This window comes from Streptococcus oralis, assembly GCF_024399415.1.
Taxonomy (GTDB): domain Bacteria; phylum Bacillota; class Bacilli; order Lactobacillales; family Streptococcaceae; genus Streptococcus; species Streptococcus oralis_CS.
This window is the reverse complement of sequence record NZ_CP029257.1, coordinates 612596-639266: the sequence shown is the minus strand read 5'-3', so window position 1 is coordinate 639266 and position 26671 is coordinate 612596. Positions and strand designations below refer to the sequence as shown.

Sequence of the window (26671 nt, the reverse complement as noted above, 5' to 3'; positions counted from 1 at the left end):
TCTCTCCCATTGCTACAATTTACTATGCAATTGTACCACATTTTTATCATTTCATCTAGTTTTTCTAGGCCTTAGTCAATTCCGATTTCATCTTTAACAACAGCAGCAATTGTATCTACGTAGTAGTTAACTTCTTCTGTTGTTGGGGCTTCTGCCATGACGCGCAAGAGGGGTTCTGTTCCACTTGGGCGGACAAGGATACGACCGTTCCCTGCCATTTCCTCTTCCATCTTTTCGATGATAGTTTTAATGGCTGGTACTTCCATGGCTTTTTCTTTCATGGCATTTTCCACTCGGATATTGACCAGTTTTTGTGGGTAAATTGTCACTTCTGATGCTAGTTGAGACAAGCTTTTGCCTGTTTCTTTCATGATTTTAGTCAATTGGACAGCTGATAATTGACCATCACCAGTTGTATTGTAGTCCATCAAGATAACGTGACCTGATTGTTCACCACCAAGGTTGTAGCCTGATTTTCTCATTTCTTCAACGACATAGCGGTCACCAACAGCAGTCACTGCCTTGTTAATATCAGCACTCTCCAAGGCCTTATGGAAGCCAAGGTTAGACATAACCGTTGTCACGATGGTGTTTTGAGCCAACTGTCCTTTTTCAGAAAGGTATTTCCCGATGATGTACATGATTTTATCACCATCGACGATGTCGCCATTTTCATCAACAGCAATCAAACGGTCACTGTCTCCGTCAAAGGCCAAACCAATAGCTGACTGGCTTTCTTTGACTAGTTCTTGGAGAGCTTCTGGGTGTGTAGAACCCACATTCAAGTTGATATTCAGACCATCTGGTGTCTCACCGATAACAGTTATTTGAGCCCCAAGGTCTGCAAAGATTTGACGAGCACTCGTAGACGCTGCACCGTTGGCTGTATCCAAGGCCACTTTCATTCCCTCAAGAGGCGTTCCAGTTGAAACAAGGTAGCCTTCATACTTACGTAAACCTTCTGGATAGTCCACTAAGGTTCCCAAGCCTTCGGCGCTTGGACGAGGAAGAGTGTCTTCAGTAGCATCTAGCAAGGCTTCAATTTCTGCTTCTTTTTCATCATCAAGTTTGAAGCCATCCCCACCAAAGAATTTAATTCCATTATCAAGGGCTGGGTTGTGACTAGCGGAAATCATGACACCTGCACTGGCTCCCTCAGTTTTGACCAAATAAGCTACTGCTGGTGTTGCAAGGACACCGAGTTTGTAGACGTGAATCCCTACAGAGAGGAGACCTGCCACTAAGGCTGATTCTAACATTTCTCCTGAGATACGTGTATCACGTCCTACAAAGACTTTAGGGGCTTCTGTTTCATGTTGACTAAGAACATAACCACCAAAACGTCCTAATTTAAAGGCCAATTCTGGCGTCAGTTCTACGTTTGCTTCTCCACGGACTCCATCGGTCCCAAAATATTTACCCATTTTGTTAATCATCCTTTTCTACTTTTTTATTTATTCTTGTTTAGACGAGTCTGGTTTTGTTTCTGAACTCGTTGAAGACGAGCTGCTAGTCGAGGATCCTGTTGATGAGGTCGTTGACGAAGAACTCGAGCTAGACGATACTGTTTTGGTTGTAATTTTCATTGTAGTGTCAAATGGCATAATGACGCTTGGCAAGACATTTCCATTTTTATCAACTGCTTGTAGAGGAACAGAGCCTGAATAGTTACCTGTTATCCGTTCACTCGTTGGCAAGATGGCAATGACACGATCTACTCTAGAGAGAGTTTCCTCGTCACTAATGACCGTTACTTTTTCATCTGACACAGTGACTGTATCAATTTTCACTCGAGAATCAATCTGGCTAGGATCAATCTCAGGCACAACGATTACATTATCTCGTTTTGCTTTTTTACCGACCTTGACTGTTATCTTTTGCGGAGTTGCAACAGCCGTCAAACCACTTGGTAAATTTTCAATGGTTAGAGGAACTTCGATGGTTCCTACACTGGCATTGGTTAAGTCAGCTTTGACCTTGAATTTCCGAGTGCTTTCCTGCATTTCACTCGCCAATGCAACTCTGTTTGACCCTGTCAGAAAGACGGTCACTTCAGAGGTAAAGCCACTAATAAAGTACTGATCGCTGTCGTACTGAATATCGATTGGGACATTAAGAACCGTATTGGTATAGGTTTCTGTCCTCACCTGTCTGGCGCTGTTGCTATTCTGATAGTTTGTTGAAGTCGCATAGATAAAGAGGATGCAGGCGAAAAAGAAGGAAGAAATAATATAAAGACTATTTTTTCTCATGTTTCAATCCTCCTAGCAAACGCTCTTTCAGACCTTGTTTTTTCTCTGATGTTGGAAGCAAGATTCTTCTTAATTCAGATTCAAACTCTTCCAAGGTCAAATCATGCTTAAAGACTCCATTATAGGTGATTGAGATTCCGCCTGTTTCCTCTGAAACCACAAAGGTAAGAGCATCTGATACTTCCGACAAACCAATCGCTGCCCTGTGACGTGTCCCAAACTCCTTGGAAATTCCTGTATTTTCAGTCAGGGGTAGGTAGGCTGAAGTTACGGCAATCCGATCTTCTCTGACAATGACCGCACCATCGTGCAAGGGAGTATTGGGGATAAAGATATTAATCAATAACTCGGATGAGATTTTCGCATCTAGAGGAATCCCAGTTGAGATATATTCCTGCAAGGTTCTCACTCGCTGAACAGCAACCAGAGCACCTATCTTACGCGGACTCATGTACTCGACTGATTTGACAAAGGCACGAACCATTTGCTCTTCCGCACTAATAGGGGCATTGTAGAAGAAATCAGTAGCTCGCCCCAATCTCTCCAAACCAGTCCGAATCTCTGGCGAGAAGATAACCACCGCTGCGATGACCCCGTAGGTGATAATCTGATTGATCAACCATGAAATGGTCGTTAAGCCAATCATATTGGACAGAATCTGGCCTAAAATAAAGACCAGGACTCCCCGCACCAATATCATGATTTTGGTCCCTGCAATCGCTTTGGTAAAATGGTATAAAATATAAGTCACAATCAAAATATCAATCAGATTGATGACTATCGTCCAAGGACTTGAAAACAAACTCGTCCAGTATTGCCAATTGGATAATTGTTGAAAATTCATCCCTGGCCTCCTCCCTGTCAAAACACTTTCCGTACTATTATACCATTTTCTACTCATTTTTTCCCCATCCTACTTCATTTTAAATTAAGCAAAATTATGATAAAATAAACTGACTAGAAAAAACGAAGGAGAAATCATGTCTCAACTCTATGATATTACTATTGTAGGTGGCGGTCCTGTCGGCCTCTTTGCTGCCTTTTACGCCCACCTACGCCAAGCCAAAGTCCAAATCATCGACTCCCTTCCCCAGCTCGGTGGTCAGCCTGCCATCCTCTACCCTGAAAAGCAAATCCTTGATGTGCCAGGTTTCCCAAACTTAACTGGAGAAGAGTTAACCAAGCGTTTACTTGAACAGCTAAACGGCTTTGAAACACCTGTTCACCTCAACGAAACCGTTCTTGAGATTGAGAAACAAGATGAGGGATTTAGCATTACAACTAACAAGGGAAGCCACCTGACCAAAACAGTCATCATTGCCATGGGTGGTGGTGCCTTTAAACCACGTCCGCTCGAATTAGATGGCGTCGAAAACTATGAAAATATCCACTACCACGTTGCCAATATCCAGCAATACGCTGGTAAGAAAGTGACCATCCTTGGTGGAGGGGACTCAGCTGTGGACTGGGCTCTAGCTTTTGAAAAAATCGCCCCAACTACTCTTGTTCACCGTCGAGATAACTTCCGTGCCTTGGAACACAGTGTGCAAGCCCTGCAAGCATCATCTGTGACTATCAAGACACCATTCGTTCCTAGCCAACTCCTTGGAGATGGAAAAACACTTGATAAACTGGAAATTACAAAAGTCAAATCGGATGAAGCCGAAACGATTGACTTGGACCACCTCTTTGTCAACTACGGCTTCAAGTCTTCTGTCGGAAATCTTAAAAACTGGGGACTGGATCTCAACCGCCATAAGATTATCGTCAATAGCAAGCAAGAATCCAGCCAAGCAGGTATTTACGCTATCGGAGACTGCTGCTACTACGAAGGAAAGATTGATTTGATCGCGACAGGACTGGGTGAAGCACCTACTGCCGTTAACAATGCTATCAACTACATCGACCCTGACCAAAAAGTACAACCCAAACACTCAACCAGTTTATAAGAAAAGAACCACGGATTTACTAATCCGTGGTTTTATAATTCATCTGCTATTTTATTGATCTTCCTGAGTCTGTGGTTGACACCACTCTTGGTCAGGGGATTGCTCAGGCTATCTGCCAACTGCTGGATAGAGTAGTCTGGATGCTGGATTCGCAACTGAGCCACCTCTTGCAAATCCACGGGTAAATTTTCCAAGCCCATTCTATCTTTAATTTTACTGATATTATTGATGGTCTTCATACTGGCAGAAACTGTCCGAGCGATATTGGCTGTTTCAGCGTTATTGGCTCGATTGAGGTCGTTACGGGTTTCACGCAAAATCTTGACGCGTTCAAAATTATCACGCGCCTGCATGGCCCCAATCACGATCAAGAAATCCATAATGTCTTCTGCTCGCTGGAGATAGGTAACTGCACCTTTCTTGCGCTCTATAACCTTGGCGTCCAGCAAAAACTGCTGAAGAAGAGAGGCCAGTCCTTGGGCATGGTCTAGATAAACAGAACTGATTTCCAACTGGTACTTGCCAGACTCAGGATCTCGGATGCTGCCATTTGCCAGAAAGGCCCCACATAAGTAGGCACGACCTGCTTCTTCATCTGCTAAAATATCAGGATCGATACCTGTCTCCAAACCAAAGAAGGAATCCGCAAGCCGCAAATCAGCTAAAAGCTCCTGCACCCTCTCATCGGTATAGACCGTATAGACACGGTTCTTGCGAAGATTGCTTCTCTGATGGTGACGAACCTCTGACTTGATTTCATAAAAATGGAAAAAGGACTCATAGAGATGCCGAGCTAACTTAGCATTTTCAGTCACGACGGACAAGGTCAAGCCCGAAGTCGAGAGACCAATACTACCAGACATCTTGATGATGGCTGATAATTCATGACGACTGAGATGGTGTTGACCAAGAATTTCTTCTTTTACTGCAACTGTAAAACTCATTTTCTCACCTGTATGATGCGCATCAATTCGTCTACAATCAAATCGCCATCATGGAAGGCTCCTCCATTTTCCAAACGAAGGAAGTTGGATGAAATCACACGAGGAACCTGCTTGCAAAGACCAGCAAAGTCATGCTCTACCTGAACCAAATACTCATCAAAACGGTTGGTATCCATGTATTCTCTAGGAACCTTCTCGATATTAACCAAGACCGTATCAATAAAAGGCCGACCTAAGTGTCGATGGAGGACTTCCACGTGGTCACTGTCTGAAAAGTGCTCTGTTTCCCCGCGCTGGGTCATGATATTGCAAACATAGGCGATCTCTGCCTTGGTCTCCAGTAGAGCCTGCCCAATCTCCTCGATGACAATATTGGGCAAAATCGATGTAAAGAGGGAACCAGGCCCCAAGACGATCATGTCACTCTCGAGAATAGTATTGACTACTCGACGGCTGGCTTGGGGTATTTCATCATCCAAGGTATTGGTCACATAGACATGGTCGATCATGCCTGGATGATCTGCAATGTGGCTCTCACCTGCCACCTCAGAACCGTCTCTAAAGACTGCATGCAGTGTCAAAGGCTGATCGCTTGAGGGGTAGATTTTTCCTGTTGTGTGGAAAAAGAGACTTAGCAGCTGCATGGCATTATAAGTGGACCCTTGCATTTCAGAGAGTCCTGCTATGATAATATTCCCCAGTGGATGACCCGCAAAAGCTCCAGCGTCTTCTGAAAAGCGGTACTGAAAAACCTTCTCATAAAACTTAGGCATATCCGACATAGCCACCAGAACATTGCGAAGATCACCTGGTGGTGTCAGCTGTTGGATATTCTTTCTTAGTTCACCAGAAGATCCACCATCATCAGCTACCGTTACGATAGCAGCGATATCAACATCCTTTTCTCGCAAGCTTTTCAAAATGACGGGGATACCTGTTCCTCCACCAATCACCGTTATCTTTGGTTTTCTCATGAACGGTTTACCGTTTCCTTTCTTCTGTCTTTGTCACGATGGCTTTCATTGACAGGCCAATTTTTAGCAAGGTCCTCAGCGATTCGTTTGGCAAAGGCAACACTACGGTGCTGTCCACCTGTACATCCTACTGCGATGGTTAAAACAGACTTGCCTTCTTTTTTGTAACTTGGCAAAATGGGTTCAATCAAGGCGAGTAAGTGCTGATAGAAACTTTCAGACTCTTCATGATTCATCACATAATCATAAACTGCTTGATCCTCACCTGTCTGATTACGGAGCTCCGGAAGGTAGTATGGATTTGGCAAGAAACGGACATCAAAAACCAAGTCTGCATCGATCGGGATACCATACTTGAATCCAAAAGACATAACCTCGATACGGAAAGACTGGGCCTGTTCTTGGTCCGAAAATTGCTCAGCAATGGTTTTACGCAGTTCACGCGGAGTGAGTTCTGTCGTATCCACCACATTTTGACTCATGTTTTTCAAAGGTGCTAAGAGTTCACGTTCCAGCTTGATGCCATCTAAAATCCGACCATCAGCAGCTAGAGGGTGACTTCTTCTAGTTTCCTTATAGCGTGCCACCAATTCCTTATCTTTTGCATCCAAAAAGAGAATTTTAAAATCCAAATCGTCTTGGTTTTCCAATTCATCCAAAACAGCCTGAATCTCTGAAAAGAAGGAACGGCTCCGCATATCGACTACTAGGGCTAACTTATGGTCATCATCCTTGGTCTCTACCAACTGCAAAAACTTTGGCAAGAGGGCTGGTGGCATATTGTCAATAGTGAAATATCCTAAATCCTCGAAGGACTGAATGGCTACCGTTTTCCCTGCGCCACTCATCCCTGTCACAATCACCAGGTGAAGTTGTTTCTTTATCATCTATCTCTCCTTATATCAAAAAAAGTTTGGCAGAGCCAAACTTCAACTAGCTTATCCAATCTCTGCGATCACTTCAATTTCGACTTTTACATCACGAGGAAGACGTGCAACCTCTACAGCTGAACGAGCTGGGAACTCCTCTTTAAAGGCAGTCTGGTAAACCTCGTTAAAAGGAACAAAGTCATTCATATCGCTCAAGAAGCAAGTTGTTTTAACAACATGGTCAAAGTCTGTTCCTGCTTCAGCCAAAATAGCACCGATATTTTTCAAAACTTGTTCGGTCTGTTCTTGGATCGTTTCTCCTACAATTTCTCCAGTTTCAGGAGATAGAGGAACTTGACCGCTAGCAAACAAAAGATTGCCAACGATTTTCCCTTGAACATAAGGTCCGATTGCTTTTGGAGCTTTGTCTGTATGAATTGTTTTTGCCATTTCTTTCCCTCACAATTTTTCTAATATTGCATCCCAAGCCTGATCCATCCCTGCCTTGCTGACAGATGAAAAGAGGATGAAATCGTCACTTGGATCAAAGTTTAATTTCTTTTTGATTGCTGATTCGTGCTTATTCCACTTACCACGGGGAATCTTGTCCGCCTTGGTCGCAACGATGATAACCGGAATCTCATAATATTTGAGAAATTCGTACATCTGCACATCATCTGCTGACGGGTCGTGGCGGAGATCCACTAGACTAACCACGGCACGGAGATTTTCACGAGTCGTTAAGTATTCCTCAATCATGCGCCCCCACTTTTCACGCTCCTTTTTGGAAACGCGGGCATAGCCATAACCAGGCACATCCACAAAGCGCATCTTGTCATCAATGTTGAAGAAGTTGAGTAACTGGGTCTTCCCAGGTTTTCCTGATGTACGAGCAAGATTTTTGCGGTTCAACATGGTGTTGATAAAGCTAGACTTGCCGACATTTGAACGCCCTGCAAGGGCAATCTCTGGCAGGTCATCCTGCGGATAGTGGGACTTGTTTGCCGCACTGAGCAGGATTTCAGCATTGTGTGTATTGATTTCCATAGTCTCCTCTAGGCTGTTTCTAGGATTGGTTTTTCCGTTCCATCGACAGCTTCTTTCGTGATGCGGACCAATTTCACATTTTCTTGACTTGGCACTTCAAACATAACATCTAGCATGGTTTCTTCGATGATAGAACGAAGACCACGCGCACCTGTTTTGCGTTCAATGGCTTTATTAGCAATCTCTTGAAGGGCTTCGTCGTCAAATTCCAACTCAACGTCATCATAAGAAAGCAAGGTTTGGTATTGTTTCACCAAGGCATTTCTTGGCTCTTTCAAGATGCGAACCAAGTCATCGACCGTCAATTGCTCAAGAGCAGCAAAGACAGGCAAGCGTCCAATCAACTCAGGGATAATACCGAATTTTTGAATGTCTTCTGCGATGATTTCTTGCATGTAAGAGCTGTTTTCGTCAATCGCCTTGTTATTTTGGCCAAAGCCAATAACTTTTTCACCCAGACGTTGTTTAACGATTTCTTCGATGCCATCAAAAGCACCACCCACGATAAAGAGGATATTTTTAGTATCCACCTGAATCATCTCTTGTTGTGGATGTTTGCGTCCTCCTTGAGGCGGCACGCTAGCGACAGTTCCCTCGATAATCTTGAGAAGGGCTTGTTGCACACCTTCACCAGATACGTCACGTGTGATAGACACATTCTCGCTCTTCTTGGCAATCTTGTCAATTTCATCCACGTAAATAATCCCACGCTCTGCACGTTCGATGTTAAAGTCAGCGGCCTGCAAGAGTTTGAGGAGGATATTTTCCACGTCCTCACCCACATACCCAGCCTCAGTCAGAGCTGTCGCATCTGCAATAGCAAAAGGCACATTCAAGCTCTTAGCCAAAGTCTGAGCCAAGAAGGTTTTCCCAGAACCAGTTGGGCCAATCATCAAGATGTTTGACTTCTGCAAATCCACATCTTCTGACTCTTCACGAGTATCGTGGAAATTGATGCGTTTGTAGTGGTTGTAAACTGCCACTGCCAAGGCACGTTTAGCACGATCCTGACCGATCACATAGTGATTCAAGATATTGAGGAGCTCGATTGGTTTTGGTACTTCAGACAAGTCTGCCAAGACTTCCTCAGCCAACTCCTCCCAAATGATTTCCTGGGCCAACTCCACACATTCATTACAGATAAAGGCGTTGTTCCCAGCGATTATTTTCTTTACTTCTTCTTGGCTCTTGCCACAAAATGAGCAATAAACCATCATATCATTTTTCCTATTTGTAGGCATGATTTCCTTCCATTCTAATTTATCATTCTATCTAAAATAAGGTCATATAAAAAGCATGGACACTGTTCACCAGATTGGTAAAAGCATTCAACCAGAGTAAGGCAGACAGTCCATAGCGCTTCTTACGAAAAGCCTGTGCTCCAGTCAAAATACAGATCACACACAAAAAAGCTGTAAAAAATCCAAATATACTGCGCTCCATTAGACTTCCTTTCTATCTCGGTATTCGATAGTAAAATCATAGTCGTTTTTCTCATCTCGGGTATAAGATTTGCTTGCTACTGTCTCAAAATGAGACAAGTCAAATTCCTCAGGAAAATAGGTATCTCCCTCCACCTGAGCATGAATCTGTGTCACGATGATTTCATCTAAATAAGGCTCAAAAGCCTGAAAAATCTGTTTTCCGCCAATGATATAGAGATTTTTTTCCTGACTCTGATACCACGCTAAAACAGACTCCACATCTTGAAATACGAGCGCCCCATCTATGACTTCTTCGCTATTGCGCGTTAAAATCAGGGTTTGCCGTTTTGGAAGCAGACGACGTCCCATGCCATCAAAGGTCACTCGCCCCATCAGTATAGCATGATTTAAAGTTGTTTCCTTAAAATGTTGCAACTCTGCTGGCAAATGCCAAGGGAGACGATTTTCCTTCCCAATCACACCTTTTTCATCTTGGGCCCAAATGGCTATGATTTTCTTTGTCATGCTTCCGTCCTTTTTATTGATACTACTATTTTATCAAAATTCTCCCAAAAAGACTGTTTTGAAACGCGCGCAAAAGAGAGAAAAGGAGCAGGCTTCATTTAGCCTGCTCCTCTCGTCCCTAGGACATATATTTTTTTGCTTCTGATTCAATTTTTTCAACCACTTCTTGGATACTTAGTCCAGTTGTGTCAAGGTAAACTGCATCCTCAGCCTGTTTGAGAGGTGAGGTTTCACGATGACTATCCTTGTAGTCACGCGCAGCAATCTCTTCTTTCAGCGTTTCAAGGTCTGTTTCAATCCCTTTAGCAATATTTTCCTTGTAACGACGCTCTGCTCTTTCTTCAACAGAAGCCACTAGGAAAATCTTGAGTTCAGCTTGTGGTAAAACAACTGTCCCGATATCACGCCCATCCATGACGATACCACCTTGCTGAGCAATCTCTTGCTGGAGCGAAACCAGTTTCTCACGCACTTCAGGAATGGCAGCAATGCTTGAAACCTTGTTGGTCACTTCATTTTCACGAATCGGATGCGTAATCTCAACATCCCCTACAAAAACAAGTTGCTCACCTGTTTCTGAACGACCAAAACTAATGGGGTGTTGGTTAAGAAGCTCGAGAAGTTGATCTACATTTCCTGCATCCAACTGGTGTTTGAGCGCTATATAAGTCGCAGCACGGTACATAGCACCCGTATCGAGATAAGTGTAACCAAAATCCTTAGCGACAATCTTTGCGACCGTACTCTTACCACTCGAAGCTGGACCATCGATAGCAATTTGAATTGTCTTCATGACCGACTCCTATCTTGTCTTGATGACATCACCTGGGTTGGCAAACCAAGATCCAGATGACATGTGAGAAGGATTTAGGGCTTCTAGCTGGGCAATGGAAATCCCTGCACGTTGAGCAAGAGCTGCTTCTCCCTCTCCAGGCTGTACTGTAAGTGTTCCTTCACCCTCTGTAGTATGCTCTTCCGAACTGCTCTGTGAAGGTGTTGATTCAGAAGAAGCTGTTTCCTCTACCTTGCTACTTGAAGATGATGATTCTTCCACTTTAGAACTTGAACTTGTAGAAGGAGACGATGCATCATAGAAGTCCTTCAAAGATGATGTACGATTGCTTCCACCGGTTGATAGGTAAATCAATACAACTACCATCGCTACAACAATTACAAAGAAGAGACTAGCTAGAACTGTCAAGACACGATTCGCAACAACGCCTTTCCCTTTTTGTTTCCGGTGTCGACGCTCTGATCTTGTTTCTTCCTCATTGTTTTCGTAAATATCTTCTTGCCACGGTTCTTTTTCCATACCTTACTCCTTGTTTTTTTTACATTTTCTTATTACAATATAAATATGAAAGTCACACTTATACCCGAACGGTGCATCGCCTGCGGGCTTTGCCAAACCTATTCTGAACTCTTTGATTACCATGATAATGGAATCGTTCGATTTTACGATGATCCAGTCGAATTGCAAAGAGAAATCGCTGAGACCAGCGATGTTCTGGAGGCCATCAAAAATTGTCCTACACGTGCACTCCTAAAAGATCCATCGTAGGAAGCAGGAAATAAATATAATTGATTTTTTCTCATTTTTCCCACACTTACTAGTTTAGCATATTTCTAGGTAAAATTATAGTCTTTTTTGGTTATTTTTTCCTTCAATAATAGAAAGGTCACTCTTTTCTTTGATGAGGTAGAGTGGTCTTTTTTTGGTTTCCAGGTAAATCTTACTGTAACTTATAATCTAAATTTCTCAATGAGAATAGACTCCTACCATTCTATTTCCGTTACTTTCTTTACAAATTCGTCCCACTCCTGTATACAATCTTTAGATAAACATATATCCGTATAATTGAACGATAAATCTTTAATATTCTTCCACCAATCAAAAGAATTTCCCGCCTCTTCTGTTTCTATTCTTTTGTTAACCACTTCAACAATTGTGTTATCTATCTCTTCCTTGTCATCTAAACTTAGAAATCTCCATTCAATTCCATTTGTATAAATTACTTTTTTATACCATAAAAGGTCTCCAATAAGTTGTCCCATCTCTCCAGTTATATGTTCAAAACTGTTCGATATGGTTGATTTGATTTCTTCCTCTGTAATTAAAAGATGATTTAAATTCTTAACTTCCACGCATCCTCGAAGTTTCTTCCATTCTTCAATTTTTATACTTTTCCTAGATTTGTTTTCATAAGTCTTATCTAAAATAACTATATCAGGAAAATTACTTAGACCATAATAAATTTGTCCCAAATCACTTCTTTGTCTTCCGAAGACATATCTTTTTGATAAACTATCTTTTAAAGTTGGCTTAATTATATCAGCAACTATAGGATACAATTCAGCCTCTACATAATTTTGTTTCTTTATTAGCCCGATTTCTTCAGTATAATCCTCTTTACTTAGCATAAAATAATCCTCCTAAATTTTTATTTATTAACTCACTACAATTGCAGTAAATTTCGTCTGCATAGATTCTTTAAATCATTTCAAATCCCTAATTCTTTTAAAAATCACCCAAACTCCGAACTAAAAGAATTATAAACAACAAAAAGTGACTATGTTAGATAAATTCTATCTTTTTTCGGGGGCCTATCATCACTTTTTTCTTTGACGAGATAGAGTGGTCTTTTTTTGGTCTCTAGATAAATCTTACTGATATACTTGCCTAGAATTCCAATGGTCAGGAGTTGAATCCCTCCAAGAAAAAGAATGACAGCCATCAAAGAGGTCCAACCAGATGTCGGATTTCCCAAGATAAGAGTCCGAAACACTACAAAAACTGTCATCACAAAAGAAAGAAAACAAGATAAGAGTCCCGCTACAAAGGCTATACTCAAGGGAAAATCTGAAAAGTTAAGAATCCCTTCAATCGAGTAGAAAAAGAGCTGCCTAAAACTCCAACTGGTCTTGCCAGCCTGTCTTTCGACATTTGGATAGTCAAGATAGTGCGTTCGGAAACCAACCCAAGCAAAGAGGCCCTTAGAAAAACGATTGGACTCGGTCAAGGCTAAAATAGCATCTACCACAGACCTTCTCATCATGCGAAAATCACGGACACCTGAGGGCAAGGCCACTGGGCTAATTTTTTGCATGAGGCGGTAAAAGAGGTCAGCACAGAAACTGCGGAAAAAGGGTTCCCCCTCCCGACTAGTTCTCCGTGTCCCAACACAGTCTATATCTGCATTTTGGTCTAGTAAGGCTTTCATCTCAAGTAGCATACTAGGAGGATCCTGAAGGTCTGCATCCATCACGACCACCAAGTCTCCAATTGCATGCTGCAAGCCTGCGTATAAGGCTGCCTCTTTCCCAAAATTTCGTGAGAATGAGACATAACGGACCGCAGGATTTTGCTCCCGATAGGTCTTCAAAAGCTGCAGGGTTCCATCGCTTGAGCCATCGTCTACAAAGACATATTCGACCTCTGCTCCCAAATCAGGAATCAGAGCTTCCACAGACTGATAAAAAAGAGGAAGTACTTCCTCTTCGTTTAAACAAGGGACAATGATTGAAATCATCATCTTAGTCTTCAAATCCATTTGGATGCTTGCTTTGCCAACGCCATGCGTCTTCACACATTTGGGTGATGTCGAGTTCTGCTTCCCAGCCCAGTTCTGCTTTGGCTTTTGCCGGGTCTGAGTAGCATGCGGCGATATCACCTGGGCGACGTTCTACGATGCGGTAAGGAATAGGACGACCCACTGCTTTTTCCATGTTTTGGATAATTTCAAGAACTGAATAGCCTTTACCTGTTCCAAGGTTGTAAATATTAAGGCCTGAACCTTTTTGGATCTTTTGTAGAGCTGCGACGTGACCTTTGGCTAAATCGACAACGTGGATATAGTCACGAACCCCAGTTCCATCTTCTGTATCGTAATCATCTCCAAAAACTTGTACTTGTTCTAGTTTGCCAACTGCTACTTGTGAAACATAAGGCAAGAGATTGTTTGGAATTCCGTTTGGATTTTCTCCTAGGTCTCCACTTTCATGCGCTCCGATTGGGTTAAAGTAACGAAGCAAGACCACATTCCATTCTGAGTCAGCCTTGTAGATATCGGTCAAAATTTCCTCTAGCATGAGCTTGGTACGACCGTAAGGGTTGGTCACTGAAAGTGGGAAATCTTCTAAGATTGGAACTGTATGAGGGTCTCCGTAAACTGTCGCAGAAGAACTGAAGATGATGTTCTTACAGTTGTTTTCTTCCATAGCTTTCAAAAGGCTGACAGTTCCAGCGATATTATTGTCATAGTAGGCAAGAGGGATACGTGTTGATTCACCAACAGCCTTCAAACCGGCAAAGTGAATGACACCAGTCGGCTCTTCTTGCTTGAAAATATCTCTGAGGGTATCTGTGTCACGGATATCTGCCTCATAGAAAGGTACTTCAACTCCTGTAATTCTCTCAACAACTTCTAAACTTTTTCTGTTACTATTAACAAGATTATCCACCACAACGACTTGATGACCTGCTTGGATCAACTCAATAACAGTGTGGGTTCCGATAAATCCGGCACCACCAGTTACCAAAATCTTTTCTTGCATCTTTTTTCCTCGATTCTCGGATTATTTTTTCTTATTTTATCATTTTTGATAGGGAATGTCATTTGACATCCTAAACTGCCTGCTAAAATTTCAGTAAAATGCTTATACTCTTCGAAAATCAAATTCAAACCACGTCAGCGTCGCCTTACCGTACTCAAGTACAGCCTTCGGCTAGCTTCCTAGTTTGTTCTTTGATTTTCATTGAGTATTATTCGCTTTTTACTCGTTTGACATAGTTTGCAATGGGATAATTTTCAGGGTCCAAGGTCAACTCCTTGTCTTGGACCAGCTGAGCTAGATGATACCCGATGATCGGGCCCGTTGTGAGGCCTGATGAACCTAGACCGCTAGCCGCATAGACACCTGCCAATCCTGGCACTTGCCCAAAAAATGGGGAGAAATCACTGGTGTAGGCACGGATTCCCACACGCTCACCTGATGATTTCGCTTCTTCCAAGGCTGGATAGTGGGGTAAGGCTGCCTCCTCCATTTGTTGGAGCAAGGTTTCATCTACCGTCAAGTCATATCCCATATCATTTTCATGGGTAGCACCCAAGGACAATTTCTCACCTGCAAAAGGGATCAAATCCCACTCCCCTTCTGGCATGACAACAGGGTATGATTCCATGTCTTGGGCAAGCTGATAATCTCGGAGTTGCCCCTTTTGGGGACGAACATCTACCTCATATCCTAAAGGCTCCAAAATGTCCCTCAACCAAGCTCCTGTTGCCAAAATAACCTGATCAAACACCTCTTCACCAATCTGATAGCCGGATGCTAAAGGTGTCAGACTCACTTTTTCTTTGACCAGCTTGACTTGACTAGCTTTTAGCAAACGAGTCACTAAGAGTTGGCCATCTACTCTCGCTCCACCAGAAGCATAGAGCAGGCGGTCGAATCCCTGCAAGCCAGGGAATAATTCATTTGCAGACGCTTGGTCTAGAATAGCTAATTGACCTATCAAGGGAGATTCTTCCCTACGCTGGAGTGCTAGTTCATAGAGTTCTTCTAACTTGGATTCATCCTTTTTCAAGAGAAAAACTCCCGAACGCTGGTAAAAGTCGATTTCCTGTCCTGACTTTTCTAAATCAGCCAACAAATCCACATAAAAGTCAGCTCCCAAGCGCGCCATCTTGTACCAGGCTTTATTACGACGTTTGGAAAACCAAGGACTGATAATTCCCGCTGCTGCCTTGGTAGCCTGACCTTGTCCATGGTCAAAAACGGTCACCTCTAGATCACTTTCTTTAGAAAGGTAGTAGGCAGCTGTTGCCCCTACAATCCCTGCTCCGATAATGGCAACTTTTTTCATTGTCTTCACTTTCTAACTAGATATGGTGGAAAGGATTGGTCGATGCTTGACTAGGTACAATATCAATAGTCCAGCCCTTTTCTTCCTTCCATTGAGTAAGGAGTGCAGCAATTTTTTCCACAAAAAGAATTTCGATATAGTGGCCCGGGTCCAGCGCCAACAAGCCATCAGACAGCATATCCTGAGCTGTGTGGTAGTAGATATCACCAGTAATATAGATATCTGCTCCCTTTACTAAAGCATCCTTATAGAAAGATTGACCACTACCACCACAGATGGCTACTCTTGAAATTTCCTTCTTCAAATCACTCTCTTGATAATGGACCATGCGAAGACTATCAAGACCAAAGACTTGCTTGACATGCTGGGCCAATTCCCCAAATGTCTGAGTTTGAATATTTCCAATCCGCCCAATCCCACGTCCTGGGCCTGTTTCCTGCAGATAGGTCGTTTCCTCAATACCTAGCATCTGGCAGAACCAGTCATTGAGGCCATTCTCAACGATGTCAATATTAGTATGACTGACATAAACGGCGATGTCATGCTTGATAAGGTCGATGTAAATCTGATTTTGCGGACGGCTGGCTACCAAGTCCTTGATGGGACGGAAAATCGGCGCGTGCTTAACGATAATCAAATCTACACCCTTTTCAATAGCTTCTGCCACTGTCTCTTCACGAATATCGAGGGTAACCATGACTTTTTGGATATCCTTGTCTAGAGTCCCGATTTGCAGACCACGACTGTCCCCCTCCATAGAAAATTCTTGCGGACAAAAGGCTTCATAACGTTTAATCACTTCACTTGCTAGCATGGAGTACCTCCTTGATGGCTTGAATTTTATGAGCTAGAACTTGACGTTCTGCTAGATTTTTTTCTGGGATTTGACTGAGGGCAAATTCTAGCTTAGTTGCTTCTTTTTGCCACTTTTGAACAAAGACTGGACTGATCTCTTTGGACAAGAAAGGACCAAAGCGAAGGTCACTGGCTGATAACTTCATTTGTCCCGCTTCCACCACCAAAATCTCGTAGAATTTGCCAGCTTCTTCTAGGATGCTTTCTGCCACGATCTGAAAATCGTGATCTTGCAACCAGATACGCAAGTCGTCTTCACGATTATTGGGTTGGAGGATCAAACGCTCTACATTAGCTAGCTTGCCCAAGCCTTCTTCCAATATGGTCGCAATCAAACGGCCACCCATACCAGCAATGGTGATGGCCGATACTTGGTCTTCCTCTTCAAATGCCGCTAAGCCATTGGCTAAACGGACTTGGATTTTCTCCTTTAGACCGTGAGCCTCAACATTTTTAACCGCAGACTGGTAAGGACCTTCCACCACTTCCCCTGCAATGGCGCTTTTGATTTGGCCTCTCTCAACTAACTCGATGGGCAGATAAGCATGGTCACTTCCCACATCTAGTAAAACGGCCCCCTGTGGCACAAAGGACGCCACCAATTCTAATCTCTTTGAAATCATCTTCTCTCACTTTCCAAAACTCTATTACCTCTTATTATACCATATTTCGGCTAGCAATCTTGCACCTAAAAAGGCCGCAATCCACAGATTGCAGCCTTTCTTTATTTTCTAGCTTGATAACGACTGGTTAAGATAAATATCACAGTAAAGACCAGCATCATGGCTCCATAAACAGGCAGTGTTTGTCCAGTTAAGGTTGATATTTCAAGCAGTTTTTGAATCCTTGGATAGAGAGCTGTGGCTAGGAAGCCTCCTACTGACCAAACAATCAAGAGGACACGCCAGAGGGTAAATGGCATGCAGGCTCTAAATACGGATAAGAAACCGATAGACCCAAGGAGATAATAAAGTAGGGTTGAGATTTCTAACTCTGACCAACCTTGGCTAGCCCCAAATATTTTCACAAAAAGAACGCTGCAGACGACCATAAGGGCACTTGGTAGGGCACGTAGCATGGATCTTCTGAGGAAATTTGGCTCAACAGGCTTGATATTTCGCTCAAAAGTCAGAACGAATGGTGGGAAACCTTCCACGAACTGGTCAATCATGGTAATCTGAATCGGAATGAAAGGAAAAATCAAAATCCACTCAGACCGTCCTAGAAGAACACTGGCAATACAGATGACTGCAAGCAAGAAGGAATAGATGGTCTTAATCAAGAAAATAGGTGCGATATGGGCGATGTTATTAACCACACGACGACCTTCAAAGAGAATCTCAGGAACATCATTAAAGTCTGAGTTCAAGAGAACCAGATTGGCAATCTGACGAGTCGCAGGATCTCCCTCAGCCATCACGATAGAGCAGTCTGCTTCACGAAGGGCCAGAATATCATTGACACCGTCCCCTGTCATTGCTGTTGTATGCCCTGCTTTTTTCAGCGTTTGGATGATGAGTTTCTTTTGATGAGGGGAAACACGTCCGAAAATCGCAGTCTCTTCAGCCATGGCAATCAATTCCTCATCTGTGATTTTTGAGCAATCTACATAGCTGTGATAGTCTGCAAAGCCAGCCTTCTGGGCAATGCTGGAAACTGTAACGGGATTGTCACCAGAGATAATCTTGAGTCCCACTTCCTGGGAACGAAGATAGTCTAGTGTCTCAGCTGCTCCTTCTCGAATCGGATCCAAGATTTCCAGCAGGGCCAGGGCTTGAATGTCAGACGGTTTCTGTGGTTTGTGATGATCTAGTTTTTCCTGACTGAGGGCCAAGACCAAAACACGCGAGCCTCTCTCCAAGGCCTCTCTAGCTTCTGGGACTTCAGAGTCCAACAACATCTCAGGCGCACCTAAGAAAACTGTCCCTAGCCCTTCTAACTCCATAGCTCCCCACTTGCGGTCGCTAGAGAAGGGAAGATTGGAAAGCATAGGGTAGGCAACCTTTCCTTGGAAACGCTGGCGAATGGCTTGAGCTGTAGGATTTTTATCCTCACTATGAGCGATATAGCTAGTCAGAATGCTGGCAATCGCATGCTCACCATACTCTTCGGTCAAAGGAAGAACAGCCTCCACCTGCATCTTTCCTTGGGTGATGGTTCCCGTCTTGTCCAAACAGAGCATATCCACGCGCGCCAAGGTCTCAACAGAGTACATCTCCTGAACCAAAACCTTTTTCAAGCCTAGCTTAATCACTGCAGTCAAGAGCGAAGTGATGGTCAAAAGGGCGATTCCCTTAGGCAACATACCCAAAAGTGCTGTCGACGAATTTACAACGGATGACTTGAGGTGCAAGCCTTTTAAAAGCAAGGCTTCTAGCAAGAGGGCCAGACCAAAGGGAATGATAATCTTCCCAGTAAAACCAGCTAGCTTGTCTAGCGATTTCATGATACGAGAGTTGATGGGTTTAACGGTCTTGGCTTCCAGCATGAGTTTGGAAGCATAGTTTTCTGCCCCGACATGGTGAACTTGAGCCAAAACTGCGCCACTGGCTAGGAAACTCCCTGATAAAAGCAAGGCATCCACTTCTTTTTGCACCAAATCACTCTCACCCGTCAACATAGCTTCATTGACTTCTGCGAATCCTTCCAGAACCAGAGCATCACTAGGAATCTGCTCTCCCGCAGACAAACGAATGACATCTCCTAGAACCAATTCTTCAGGATTGAGAGCGACTTCTTGACCATCACGAATGGTTTTGACCTTTTCCTTGGTCATGAGATTGAGCTTGTCCACCATGTGTTTGGCTCGCAGCTCGGTCACAATCCCAGAAAAAGCGTTAAAGCAAATAACGGCAAAGAAGACCAGATTGCTCCAAGCCTGCACAAAGGCAAGCGCTAGGGCAATAACAAAGTTTAATGCGTTAAAAAGTGTAAAAACATTTCGTTTGATGATTTGCCAAGTACTGGTACTGGCTGATGCGGTAAAGTCATTGACCAAACCTTGAGCCTGTCTTTCCTTGACTTCTCTTTGGGTTAATCCCATAATCTTATTTTTATCCATAAATTCTATCATATCATTTTTTTTAAAAGAATTCTAATCAAATCTAAAACTGTCCACTGTCAACTGAAAAAGTTTGCCAGCAGTCTTTTGATAAGGTATAATAATAAAAGCAATACAATCGAAGGAGATCTCATGTTTTATACTTATTTACGTGGACTAGTCATGCTGATCTTGTGGTCCATCAATGGCAATGCCCACTATTACAATACTGATAAAATCCCTAGTCAAGATGAAAACTATATCCTCGTAGCACCTCATCGTACCTGGTGGGATCCTGTTTACATGGCCTTTGCAACCAAGCCAAAACAGTTCATCTTTATGGCTAAAAAAGAGCTGTTTAACAACCGCATCTTTGGCTGGTGGATCCGTATGTGTGGCGCCTTTCCTATCGACCGGGAAAAACCTAACGCCTCTGCCATCAAGTACCCTATCAACGTCCTCAAAAAAAGCGACCGCTCTCTCATCATGTTCCCAAGTGGGAGCCGTCACTCAAATGATGTCAAGGGTGGAGTTGCCTTGATTGCCAAAATGGCCAAGGTCCGTATCATGCCTGTCACCTACACAGGTCCCATGACCTTGAAGGGATTGGTCAGCCGTGAACGTGTGGATATGAACTTTGGGAATCCTATCGATATCTCAGACATCAAGAAAATGAATGATGAAGGGATTGAAATGGTTGCAGACCGTATCCAAGCAGAATTCCAACGTTTGGACGAAGAAACCAAGCAGTGGCACAATGATAAAAAACCAAATCCACTCTGGTGGTTTGTCCGCATCCCTGCCCTCTTCCTTGCTGTGATTGTTGGTATCCTAACGATTATCTTTACCTTCATCGCAAGCTTTATCTGGAATCCAGATAAGAAGAGAGAGTCTCTTGGTTAAGAAATACAATTATCCCTTGGTAAAAACCAAGGGATATTTCTTTTATTCGATTTTCCATTTTTGGGCCAACCAGTTGGAAAAGGCTAGGAATCGTTCAGCCACTTGCTCATGATGCCCATAGGGATCAAAGACAAACTGACTAGTCGGATAGTGTTTCTGAAGACTGGTATGAATCTGCTCAGCATAGACTGGTGCTTGAGCCAAGCGATTGGTATGATGGGCTCCTTCTGTTTGACCATTCTGTAAATACAGCAAACAATCTAGATTTCTCACATTTTCATCCTTGCAATAAGTCGTAAAATCAGGATACCAAAAGGAACCGCAGATAGAGAAGATACAAGAGACCTTATCAAAACGGAAAAGACTGTATACAGCCGCCAAACCACCTAGTGAGTATCCTCCATAAGCAAGGCGATTTTTGTCCAGACGATAAAGTGACTGCAACTTGTCTAAAAGACCTCCAAATAAATGACTATGATAGGTATTTGCCTGACCGCCAAAATCTGGAGCCCCATCTCTCAGAGCAGCTGCCTTCCATGGAGTGTAATCGTCTAGGCGATTTTTAGAGGTCAAGCCCACTAAAATCACAGATTCAGAAAGGGAAGATAGAAAATCCAAGTTTCCATCATTCAAGAGAATAGCTGGATAGGTTTGATTGGGGTCATAGGTCGAAGGAAGACTGACCTTGACTTGGATCCCTTCCCAATCAAACTCATTATTTATTGATAAAGTCATTGATTTTCTCAAGGGAATCAATCACTGCTGGACCATAATCCATCAACTCATCGTAAGAAATAGTCATGATTTTTTGATTCTTAATAGCAGGAACATTTTCCAAAACTTCATTTGCCTTCATCAACTCTACTGCGTTAGCATCCAATTTTTTATTGCGGTCACTGGTTACATAGATAATCAACTCAGGATCCATTGACACGAGATTTTCCAAGGTCAAGCCTGATGTTCCCGTTGCAACATTTGTATAACCAAGTTGATTTAGCAGGCTCTCTTGCAAAGCAGACTTGTAAGCACCAAAGGTTTCGTCATTATAAGCAACCATAATCAAAGCCTTTTTCTTTTCACCTTGACTTGCTGGGTTTGCTTTCTTAACAGCGTCAATTTTAGCTTGTAATTGGGCTGCGTATTCATTGGCCTTGTCCTGAACATTGAAAATCATTCCAAGATTTTTGACATCTTCTACAATATTCCCCAAATCTTGCTGAATCGTTGAGAGAGAAGCTTTTTGCGTATAGACTGGGATTTTGTTTTCATTCCAAGTGCTAACTGTCCCCAAGGATTTTTCAGAAAACATCATGTTTCGACCCATCACAGCATCTGGCTCATAAGAAAGGACTGTCTCTTGTGAGACTGTTTTTTTGTCCCCAATTTGAGGAATCGTTGCAATCGCGTCCTTGTATTTACCTGTTAAGGCATTGTCTGGGTTGAGCATACCAGCAATTTTATCCTTCAAGCCTAACTCCAATAAGATTTCAGTGGTTGACAGATTGTTGGTGATAACTTTTTCAGGTGCCTTCTCAAAAACTTGTTCGACTTCATTCCCTTTAGCATCATAGGTCTTGACCGTTAACGGATAAGTCGTCTCTGCACTTGCCTTTTGACTTGTTTCTGTACTAGACTGTGTGGTAGCTTTTTCTGTAGTAGTGTTACCACAAGCTGCCATGGTTAGGGTAGCTACTGTTACGAGTAAAATACTGAGTGTTTTTTTCATTTTGTTTTCCTTTTCTTTCTTATAAATAGTGAATCATGGCTTGCTGATCCTCAGTCCAAGTCACCTGACTTTGAACTCCATATACAGTTTGCAATGACTCAGGGGTGATGGTCTCCTTTGGAGTCCCTTGGTAAAGGATTTCTCCCTCTTTCATCAGATAGAGATAATCCGAATAGCGACAAGCAAGTTGAATATCATGTAGGACAGCTAAAACATTGACCTTGAGATTCTTCACAATGGCCAACAAGTCTAACTGGTACTTGATATCCAGGTGATTGGTTGGTTCGTCCAGGAGCAAGAGAGTCGGTTCTTGCGCTAAGGCGCGTGCTAACAAGACTCGTTGTTTCTCCCCCCCTGACAGAGACGAATAGAGACGAGTTTTCTTCTCGAGCATATCCACCTTGACAAGAGCATCTTGAACGAGGGCATAATCCCTTTCCTTTTCCTTCTGTAGAAAAGAGAGGTGGGGAGTTCTTCCTAGCAAGACGATTTCCTCAACTGTACAATCAAACTGCAATTGATTAAACTGGGTTACAACTGCCATCTGCTTAGCCGTTTCTTTAAGTGACCAATACTCCAGCGGCTTTCCATCTAGGCTTATCAAGCCTTTGTCCGCTTTTTCTTGACGATAGAGGAGTTTAAGCAGGCTGGTTTTTCCACTTCCATTTGGTCCTAGTATCGTATGAAATTGATGCCCTTCAACCTTAAGAGAAACTCCTTTGAGAATTTTTTTCTCTCCTAGTCCAAAGTGGACATCCTGACAAATCAAGTCCATATCAGGTCCTCACCTCCCTTCGCCTACCTCCAACAATGTAGATAAAGAAGGGAGCACCTACTAAGGCTGTGAAAATACCAATCGGCAACTCAGCGTTTGGAATGATGACACGAGAGAGTACATCTGCCCAGATGACAAAGAGGGCACCCAGCAAGGTCGCAACAGGAAAAAGTCTCCTGTAATTCGTTCCTACTAATCCTCGAGCTAAGTGAGGAGTAATGAGACCGACAAATCCAATAATCCCACAAGTAGCCACCAAGACAGCTGTCAGCACAGCCACCACGGTCACGTAAAGATACCAATAGAAGCGTAAGGGAATTCCCAAAGTTAAAGCAGCCTCATCTCCCATCATCATCGCATTAAAAACACGATACTGGGTAGCGAAAAATAGAAAGGCCAATCCTACTACTATAGTTGGCAGGACTAAGTCAGACCAAGTAGTCCCTGCAAGCGAGCCCATGGTCCAAAACTTAATGGTCATCACACTGTCCGCATTAGCGCCAACTGAGATAATAAAGTTGGAAAATGCCAGAAAGAGAGCATTGACCACCGTTCCTGATAAGATCAGACTAGAAGTCGTCATCCTTCCCTGCATAGAGGCAATGATAAGGACAGCGATTGTTGCCAAAATAGCTCCAAGGAAAGCTCCAAGGCTAATCACCAATTTTAAACCAAGAATGATGCTTAAGGTTGCTCCTAGAGTTGCACCCGCAGAAATTCCTAAGACATAAGGCTCTGCGATGGGATTGTTCACTGTAGACTGCATCACGCTACCACACATAGAAAGACCAGCCCCTACTATCAGACCTAATAATACTCGGGGGAATCTCATGTTCCATACAATGGCAAGAGTAGACTTGGAAACCTCTCCTATCTCAAGAGGAAATCCCAATCTGCTCAAAATTATCCGATAGGTATCTCCTAAGTCAATCGCTACGGACCCCATAGAAACAGCTAGAAAAAGTGAAATTCCTAAAACACTTAGCAAAACACCTAAAAGTAACACAAATTGTACGTTCTGTCGGCTTCCAGAAAATTTGGAAAGCATGAAAACCTCCTTAGACAAAATTAAAAATTTAGAAAATTCTCATAAAAAGTATACCATATTTTCAACAATGGAACAAGATGAGAAAAATAAATATAGTTGGTCTTACAGTGCTAATAATCGTAACCGAAGATTATACTTGGGTATATCGAGGTAAAGTGACAACATAAAAAGCCCTCTAAAATTAGAGAGCTGATTTGAGCCCGGGCTAAAATCCTAGTGAAAAAGATGAAACTCCTTATGTTCATCGAACACGGTATCCTTTCCCTATTTTCATACGGATTTTTAAGGCCCTTAGCATCTCCTGTTTCTTGCTGGATAAAACGTTTATAGACTAGGCGACAAGCCGAAGATTGTACTATAAAACTAGTGAAAATAAAAAAATCTCCCCGAAGGGAGATGATCTGGTTTATTTTACCTTACAGTGCTAGGAACCGTAACCGAAGATTATACTTGAGTATATCGAGGTAAGGTGACAACATAAAAAGCCCTCTGAAATCAGAGAGCTTGATTTGAGCCCGGGCTAAAATCCTAGTGAAACAAAAAAATCTACACGATCAGAAAAGTCTCTATCGTGCCATTTTCATACATGATGTATAGTCCAAGTAGAATGAATACTATGGGCACAATGATTCGCTCGTATTTTTCAATTGTCTCGAATATTAACGGAATAGAGGATAACATCCGACTAATCTCGCAAAAGATAATTATGCCGATTACAAACACAAGCAACGCCACGAGGGTCTGTGACCAATCTAACGAAGCAAAATAAGGTATATAGATACCTAAATTATCTCCGCCAGACGCAATTGTCAGCAATGTAACTGTCCAAAACAGTTGATTTGCCTTGCTTTGTTCTAATCTTTCAATAATTTCTTCCTCTTCTTCCTCACCTTCTCCAACAATTGCAAAGCGAATCCCTAAATAGATAGGGATTAAACCAAGCAATCCAACCATCCATGCTTCAGGCACGAAATTAACGACATAAGCAGCAACTAAACTCGCCCCTACAAGTAAGCCTGTGCCTAGATATTGCCCCGCATAAATATGCCATTTCTGTTTATTCTGTGATAGCTGTGCAAATAAAATAATTAAAATAATTAAATAATCGATACTGGTGGAAATATAAACACCAATAGCAGATATGATTGTCTGTCCCATAAAAGCCTCCTGTATTAGTTAGTAATAAATCAGCAGATTTTAGGAGAGCACAGACACATTAATTTTGCTATCGCTAGTGGGTAATGTCGAACGTAGGAAAGCATTTTACTCCTCCTCAAAACGTAGTTACAAAGTAATTTCTAACTGAAATTCGGTGACTACTTCCATGTAAAGTATAACATACTATACTTTACTTCGTAAAGTGTGGGCTCTCCGAGGGGGCTTGCAGACAGCTACTCGACTTTTCAAGCCGAGTAGCTGCGCACCTTTATGGTGTAATTAGCTGATACCATTTGAGGTTTTTGTAGTCTCCAAAATTGTGACCGATAAAACACGCAGAAGAAGCAAGAATCTTCGCTAGTGGTTTTTGTAGTCTCCAAAATTGTGACCGATAAAACAATGTTGGAGCTGCAACAGCCAAGATCATTGTTTTTGTAGTCTCCAAAATTGTGACCGATAAAACCTCAATAAAAAAGCTCGCTGAAGTCAGAGAGCTGATTTGAGCTCGGGCTAAAATCCTAGTGAAAAAGATAAAACTCCTTGTGTTCATCGAACACTGTGTCCTTTCCCTATTTTCATACGGATTTTTGGCGCCCTTAGCATCATAATTCTTGCTGGATTAAACGTTTATAGACTAAGCGGCAAGCCGAAGATTGTACAAAATTTTTAGTAAAACAAAAAAATCTCCCCGAAGGGAGATGATCTGGTTTATTTTACCTTACAGTGCTAGGAACCGTAACCAAAGATTATACTTGAGTATATCGAGATAAGGTGACAACATAAAAAGCCCTCTGAAATCAGAGAGCTTGATTCTTGCTGGATAAAACGTTTATAGACTAGGCGACAAGCCGAAGATTGTACTGATGGTACATCGAGGCGAAGGCAACGAAGTATAGAAACGTTTTAGACGCAAGATTAACGACGAAGTCCAAGAGAGTTGATTAACTCACGGTAACGGTTAACGTCGTTTTTACGCAAGTATGCAAGCAAGTTACGACGGCGACCGATTTTCTTCATCAATCCACGGTAAGTAGCGTGGTCTTTTTTGTGTTGTTTGATGTGTTCGTTAAGGTGGTTGATTTCCCAAGTAAGGACAGCAACTTGAACCTCTACTGAACCTGTATCACCTTCGTGACGTGCATATTGTGCGATGATTTCATTTTTTTTCTCTTTTGAGATTGCCATGATGTTTCTCCTTTTTATTTGGCTTCATCCGAGTGACAGGTTGGCATGCCTGTAACCAAGAAGAAGTTATTTGTCTTTACGACAATTCTTATTCTACCAAGAAGCAGAGACTTTGTCAACTGATTTACTGT

Annotated in this window: 28 protein-coding genes and 1 pseudogene; 3 read left to right on the top strand and 26 right to left on the bottom strand. The window is 42.6% G+C overall.

The genetic code is table 11. The annotated features are described in order from the left end of the window. Positions 1 to 71: 71 nt before the first annotated feature. From glmM to cdaA, 3 genes are read right to left on the bottom strand one after another with little or no spacing between them, the layout of a single operon-like run. Positions 72 to 1424 (bottom strand): phosphoglucosamine mutase, encoded by a 1353-nt coding sequence (gene glmM, locus DG474_RS03200; protein ID WP_255778957.1) that lies wholly within the window; start codon positions 1422 to 1424, stop codon positions 72 to 74. 30 nt (positions 1425 to 1454) lie between these two features. Next, positions 1455 to 2252, bottom strand: coding sequence for a CdaR family protein (locus DG474_RS03195; RefSeq protein ID WP_042768602.1), 798 nt, complete (start codon positions 2250 to 2252; stop codon positions 1455 to 1457). After that, positions 2239 to 3096 carry a diadenylate cyclase CdaA gene (gene cdaA, locus DG474_RS03190; RefSeq protein ID WP_042768603.1) on the bottom strand — a complete coding sequence of 286 codons (858 nt, stop codon included), beginning with the start codon at positions 3094 to 3096 and terminating at the stop codon, positions 2239 to 2241. The genes DG474_RS03195 and cdaA overlap by 14 nt, the downstream gene beginning before the upstream one ends. A gap of 136 nt (positions 3097 to 3232) precedes the next feature. On the opposite strand from cdaA, the gene DG474_RS03185 reads away from it, so the two are divergent. Next, a complete protein-coding gene (locus tag DG474_RS03185; protein WP_042768605.1) occupies positions 3233 to 4201 on the top strand; it encodes an NAD(P)/FAD-dependent oxidoreductase in 969 nt (322 codons plus the stop codon). A 32-nt stretch (positions 4202 to 4233) separates the two neighbouring features. Here DG474_RS03185 and whiA read toward each other — a convergent pair whose 3' ends face one another. The 9 genes from whiA to DG474_RS03140 form a co-directional block, all read right to left on the bottom strand. Continuing rightward, positions 4234 to 5145 (bottom strand): DNA-binding protein WhiA, encoded by a 912-nt coding sequence (gene whiA / locus DG474_RS03180; protein WP_042768607.1) that lies wholly within the window; start codon positions 5143 to 5145, stop codon positions 4234 to 4236. Continuing rightward, positions 5142 to 6119 carry a YvcK family protein gene (locus DG474_RS03175; protein WP_042768608.1) on the bottom strand — a complete coding sequence of 326 codons (978 nt, stop codon included), beginning with the start codon at positions 6117 to 6119 and terminating at the stop codon, positions 5142 to 5144. The genes whiA and DG474_RS03175 overlap by 4 nt, the downstream gene beginning before the upstream one ends. Next, positions 6116 to 7006, bottom strand: coding sequence for an RNase adapter RapZ (rapZ, locus tag DG474_RS03170; RefSeq protein ID WP_255778788.1), 891 nt, complete (start codon positions 7004 to 7006; stop codon positions 6116 to 6118). The genes DG474_RS03175 and rapZ overlap by 4 nt, the downstream gene beginning before the upstream one ends. A gap of 51 nt (positions 7007 to 7057) precedes the next feature. Continuing rightward, entirely contained in the window at positions 7058 to 7438 is a 381-nt protein-coding gene (locus tag DG474_RS03165) for a RidA family protein (RefSeq protein WP_001140420.1), read from the bottom strand. Positions 7439 to 7447: 9 nt separating this feature from the next. After that, complete coding sequence (yihA, locus tag DG474_RS03160; protein ID WP_000405196.1) at positions 7448 to 8035, bottom strand: ribosome biogenesis GTP-binding protein YihA/YsxC; 588 nt, start codon at positions 8033 to 8035, stop codon at positions 7448 to 7450. Positions 8036 to 8043: 8 nt separating this feature from the next. Next, positions 8044 to 9276 carry an ATP-dependent Clp protease ATP-binding subunit ClpX gene (gene clpX / locus DG474_RS03155; RefSeq protein ID WP_255778787.1) on the bottom strand — a complete coding sequence of 411 codons (1233 nt, stop codon included), beginning with the start codon at positions 9274 to 9276 and terminating at the stop codon, positions 8044 to 8046. 201 nt (positions 9277 to 9477) lie between these two features. Further along, positions 9478 to 9984 carry a dihydrofolate reductase gene (locus tag DG474_RS03150; protein WP_042902706.1) on the bottom strand — a complete coding sequence of 169 codons (507 nt, stop codon included), beginning with the start codon at positions 9982 to 9984 and terminating at the stop codon, positions 9478 to 9480. Positions 9985 to 10102: 118 nt separating this feature from the next. After that, positions 10103 to 10777, bottom strand: a complete 675-nt coding sequence (gene cmk / locus DG474_RS03145; protein ID WP_000849409.1) for a (d)CMP kinase — start codon at positions 10775 to 10777, stop codon at positions 10103 to 10105. 9 nt (positions 10778 to 10786) lie between these two features. Next, positions 10787 to 11296 (bottom strand): SAG1386/EF1546 family surface-associated protein, encoded by a 510-nt coding sequence (locus DG474_RS03140; RefSeq protein WP_000410192.1) that lies wholly within the window; start codon positions 11294 to 11296, stop codon positions 10787 to 10789. 45 nt (positions 11297 to 11341) lie between these two features. On the opposite strand from DG474_RS03140, the gene DG474_RS03135 reads away from it, so the two are divergent. Beyond that, positions 11342 to 11545 (top strand): ferredoxin, encoded by a 204-nt coding sequence (locus DG474_RS03135; protein ID WP_002874767.1) that lies wholly within the window; start codon positions 11342 to 11344, stop codon positions 11543 to 11545. Positions 11546 to 11620: 75 nt separating this feature from the next. Here DG474_RS03135 and DG474_RS03130 read toward each other — a convergent pair. From DG474_RS03130 to DG474_RS03095, 8 genes and pseudogenes are all read right to left on the bottom strand, one after another. Next, positions 11621 to 11722: pseudogene (locus tag DG474_RS03130) on the bottom strand (glycosyltransferase); the annotation flags it as partial. Positions 11723 to 11760: 38 nt separating this feature from the next. Beyond that, positions 11761 to 12405, bottom strand: a complete 645-nt coding sequence (locus DG474_RS03125) for a hypothetical protein (protein ID WP_084878704.1) — start codon at positions 12403 to 12405, stop codon at positions 11761 to 11763. Positions 12406 to 12554: 149 nt separating this feature from the next. Further along, on the bottom strand, positions 12555 to 13535 hold the full coding sequence (locus DG474_RS03120; protein ID WP_439794571.1) for a glycosyltransferase family 2 protein: 981 nt from the start codon (positions 13533 to 13535) through the stop codon (positions 12555 to 12557). After that, positions 13519 to 14538 carry a UDP-glucose 4-epimerase GalE gene (gene galE, locus DG474_RS03115; RefSeq protein WP_255778783.1) on the bottom strand — a complete coding sequence of 340 codons (1020 nt, stop codon included), beginning with the start codon at positions 14536 to 14538 and terminating at the stop codon, positions 13519 to 13521. Before galE ends, DG474_RS03120 begins: the two co-directional genes overlap by 17 nt. A gap of 208 nt (positions 14539 to 14746) precedes the next feature. Continuing rightward, positions 14747 to 15850: an NAD(P)/FAD-dependent oxidoreductase gene (locus DG474_RS03110; protein ID WP_255778782.1), complete on the bottom strand. Its 1104-nt coding sequence runs from the start codon at positions 15848 to 15850 to the stop codon at positions 14747 to 14749. A gap of 16 nt (positions 15851 to 15866) precedes the next feature. Then, positions 15867 to 16664 carry a Nif3-like dinuclear metal center hexameric protein gene (locus DG474_RS03105; protein WP_255778781.1) on the bottom strand — a complete coding sequence of 266 codons (798 nt, stop codon included), beginning with the start codon at positions 16662 to 16664 and terminating at the stop codon, positions 15867 to 15869. Further along, a complete protein-coding gene (locus DG474_RS03100; RefSeq protein ID WP_255778780.1) occupies positions 16651 to 17328 on the bottom strand; it encodes a tRNA (adenine(22)-N(1))-methyltransferase in 678 nt (225 codons plus the stop codon). Before DG474_RS03100 ends, DG474_RS03105 begins: the two co-directional genes overlap by 14 nt. Positions 17329 to 17429: 101 nt before the next feature. Beyond that, on the bottom strand, positions 17430 to 19766 hold the full coding sequence (locus tag DG474_RS03095) for a cation-translocating P-type ATPase (protein WP_255778779.1): 2337 nt from the start codon (positions 19764 to 19766) through the stop codon (positions 17430 to 17432). A 132-nt stretch (positions 19767 to 19898) separates the two neighbouring features. On the opposite strand from DG474_RS03095, the gene DG474_RS03090 reads away from it, so the two are divergent. Next, positions 19899 to 20648, top strand: coding sequence for a lysophospholipid acyltransferase family protein (locus DG474_RS03090; RefSeq protein ID WP_042768620.1), 750 nt, complete (start codon positions 19899 to 19901; stop codon positions 20646 to 20648). 42 nt (positions 20649 to 20690) lie between these two features. Here DG474_RS03090 and DG474_RS03085 read toward each other — a convergent pair whose 3' ends face one another. The 6 genes from DG474_RS03085 to rpsO all read right to left on the bottom strand — a co-directional run bounded on the left by DG474_RS03085 (position 20691) and on the right by rpsO (position 26540). Next, the gene (locus tag DG474_RS03085) at positions 20691 to 21383 is read right to left on the bottom strand and encodes an alpha/beta hydrolase-fold protein (protein ID WP_255778778.1); all 693 of its coding nucleotides are present in this window, start codon (positions 21381 to 21383) and stop codon (positions 20691 to 20693) included. Beyond that, a complete protein-coding gene (locus DG474_RS03080; RefSeq protein ID WP_255778777.1) occupies positions 21364 to 22374 on the bottom strand; it encodes an ABC transporter substrate-binding protein in 1011 nt (336 codons plus the stop codon). Before DG474_RS03080 ends, DG474_RS03085 begins: the two co-directional genes overlap by 20 nt. Positions 22375 to 22393: 19 nt before the next feature. Then, positions 22394 to 23149 (bottom strand): ABC transporter ATP-binding protein, encoded by a 756-nt coding sequence (locus tag DG474_RS03075; protein WP_255778776.1) that lies wholly within the window; start codon positions 23147 to 23149, stop codon positions 22394 to 22396. A 1-nt stretch (position 23150) separates the two neighbouring features. Then, on the bottom strand, positions 23151 to 24197 hold the full coding sequence (locus DG474_RS03070; RefSeq protein WP_255778775.1) for a FecCD family ABC transporter permease: 1047 nt from the start codon (positions 24195 to 24197) through the stop codon (positions 23151 to 23153). 546 nt (positions 24198 to 24743) lie between these two features. Further along, positions 24744 to 25355: a CadD family cadmium resistance transporter gene (locus DG474_RS03065; RefSeq protein ID WP_000531720.1), complete on the bottom strand. Its 612-nt coding sequence runs from the start codon at positions 25353 to 25355 to the stop codon at positions 24744 to 24746. A gap of 915 nt (positions 25356 to 26270) precedes the next feature. Then, positions 26271 to 26540 (bottom strand): 30S ribosomal protein S15, encoded by a 270-nt coding sequence (gene rpsO / locus DG474_RS03060; RefSeq protein WP_001018251.1) that lies wholly within the window; start codon positions 26538 to 26540, stop codon positions 26271 to 26273. Between the last annotated feature and the right edge of the window lie 131 nt (positions 26541 to 26671).

Coding starts and splice junctions, on each gene's coding strand:
- DG474_RS03135 (WP_002874767.1), top strand. CDS start 11,342: ATGAAAGTCACACTTATACCCGAACGGTGCATCGCCTGCGGGCTTTGC.
- DG474_RS03185 (WP_042768605.1), top strand. CDS start 3,233: ATGTCTCAACTCTATGATATTACTATTGTAGGTGGCGGTCCTGTCGGC.
- DG474_RS03195 (WP_042768602.1), bottom strand. CDS start 2,252: ATGAGAAAAAATAGTCTTTATATTATTTCTTCCTTCTTTTTCGCCTGC.
- DG474_RS03140 (WP_000410192.1), bottom strand. CDS start 11,296: ATGGAAAAAGAACCGTGGCAAGAAGATATTTACGAAAACAATGAGGAA.
- DG474_RS03125 (WP_084878704.1), bottom strand. CDS start 12,405: ATGCTAAGTAAAGAGGATTATACTGAAGAAATCGGGCTAATAAAGAAA.
- rpsO (WP_001018251.1), bottom strand. CDS start 26,540: ATGGCAATCTCAAAAGAGAAAAAAAATGAAATCATCGCACAATATGCA.
- galE (WP_255778783.1), bottom strand. CDS start 14,538: ATGCAAGAAAAGATTTTGGTAACTGGTGGTGCCGGATTTATCGGAACC.
- cdaA (WP_042768603.1), bottom strand. CDS start 3,096: ATGAATTTTCAACAATTATCCAATTGGCAATACTGGACGAGTTTGTTT.
- glmM (WP_255778957.1), bottom strand. CDS start 1,424: ATGGGTAAATATTTTGGGACCGATGGAGTCCGTGGAGAAGCAAACGTA.
- DG474_RS03065 (WP_000531720.1), bottom strand. CDS start 25,355: ATGGGACAGACAATCATATCTGCTATTGGTGTTTATATTTCCACCAGT.
- clpX (WP_255778787.1), bottom strand. CDS start 9,276: ATGCCTACAAATAGGAAAAATGATATGATGGTTTATTGCTCATTTTGT.
- rapZ (WP_255778788.1), bottom strand. CDS start 7,006: ATGATAAAGAAACAACTTCACCTGGTGATTGTGACAGGGATGAGTGGC.
- DG474_RS03165 (WP_001140420.1), bottom strand. CDS start 7,438: ATGGCAAAAACAATTCATACAGACAAAGCTCCAAAAGCAATCGGACCT.
- DG474_RS03085 (WP_255778778.1), bottom strand. CDS start 21,383: ATGACTTTATCAATAAATAATGAGTTTGATTGGGAAGGGATCCAAGTC.
- DG474_RS03120 (WP_439794571.1), bottom strand. CDS start 13,535: ATGGATTTGAAGACTAAGATGATGATTTCAATCATTGTCCCTTGTTTA.
- yihA (WP_000405196.1), bottom strand. CDS start 8,035: ATGGAAATCAATACACACAATGCTGAAATCCTGCTCAGTGCGGCAAAC.
- DG474_RS03095 (WP_255778779.1), bottom strand. CDS start 19,766: ATGGATAAAAATAAGATTATGGGATTAACCCAAAGAGAAGTCAAGGAA.
- DG474_RS03100 (WP_255778780.1), bottom strand. CDS start 17,328: ATGATTTCAAAGAGATTAGAATTGGTGGCGTCCTTTGTGCCACAGGGG.
- DG474_RS03105 (WP_255778781.1), bottom strand. CDS start 16,664: ATGCTAGCAAGTGAAGTGATTAAACGTTATGAAGCCTTTTGTCCGCAA.
- cmk (WP_000849409.1), bottom strand. CDS start 10,777: ATGAAGACAATTCAAATTGCTATCGATGGTCCAGCTTCGAGTGGTAAG.
- DG474_RS03080 (WP_255778777.1), bottom strand. CDS start 22,374: ATGAAAAAAACACTCAGTATTTTACTCGTAACAGTAGCTACCCTAACC.
- DG474_RS03090 (WP_042768620.1), top strand. CDS start 19,899: ATGTTTTATACTTATTTACGTGGACTAGTCATGCTGATCTTGTGGTCC.
- DG474_RS03075 (WP_255778776.1), bottom strand. CDS start 23,149: ATGGACTTGATTTGTCAGGATGTCCACTTTGGACTAGGAGAGAAAAAA.
- DG474_RS03150 (WP_042902706.1), bottom strand. CDS start 9,984: ATGACAAAGAAAATCATAGCCATTTGGGCCCAAGATGAAAAAGGTGTG.
- whiA (WP_042768607.1), bottom strand. CDS start 5,145: ATGAGTTTTACAGTTGCAGTAAAAGAAGAAATTCTTGGTCAACACCAT.
- DG474_RS03175 (WP_042768608.1), bottom strand. CDS start 6,119: ATGAGAAAACCAAAGATAACGGTGATTGGTGGAGGAACAGGTATCCCC.
- DG474_RS03070 (WP_255778775.1), bottom strand. CDS start 24,197: ATGCTTTCCAAATTTTCTGGAAGCCGACAGAACGTACAATTTGTGTTA.
- DG474_RS03110 (WP_255778782.1), bottom strand. CDS start 15,850: ATGAAAAAAGTTGCCATTATCGGAGCAGGGATTGTAGGGGCAACAGCT.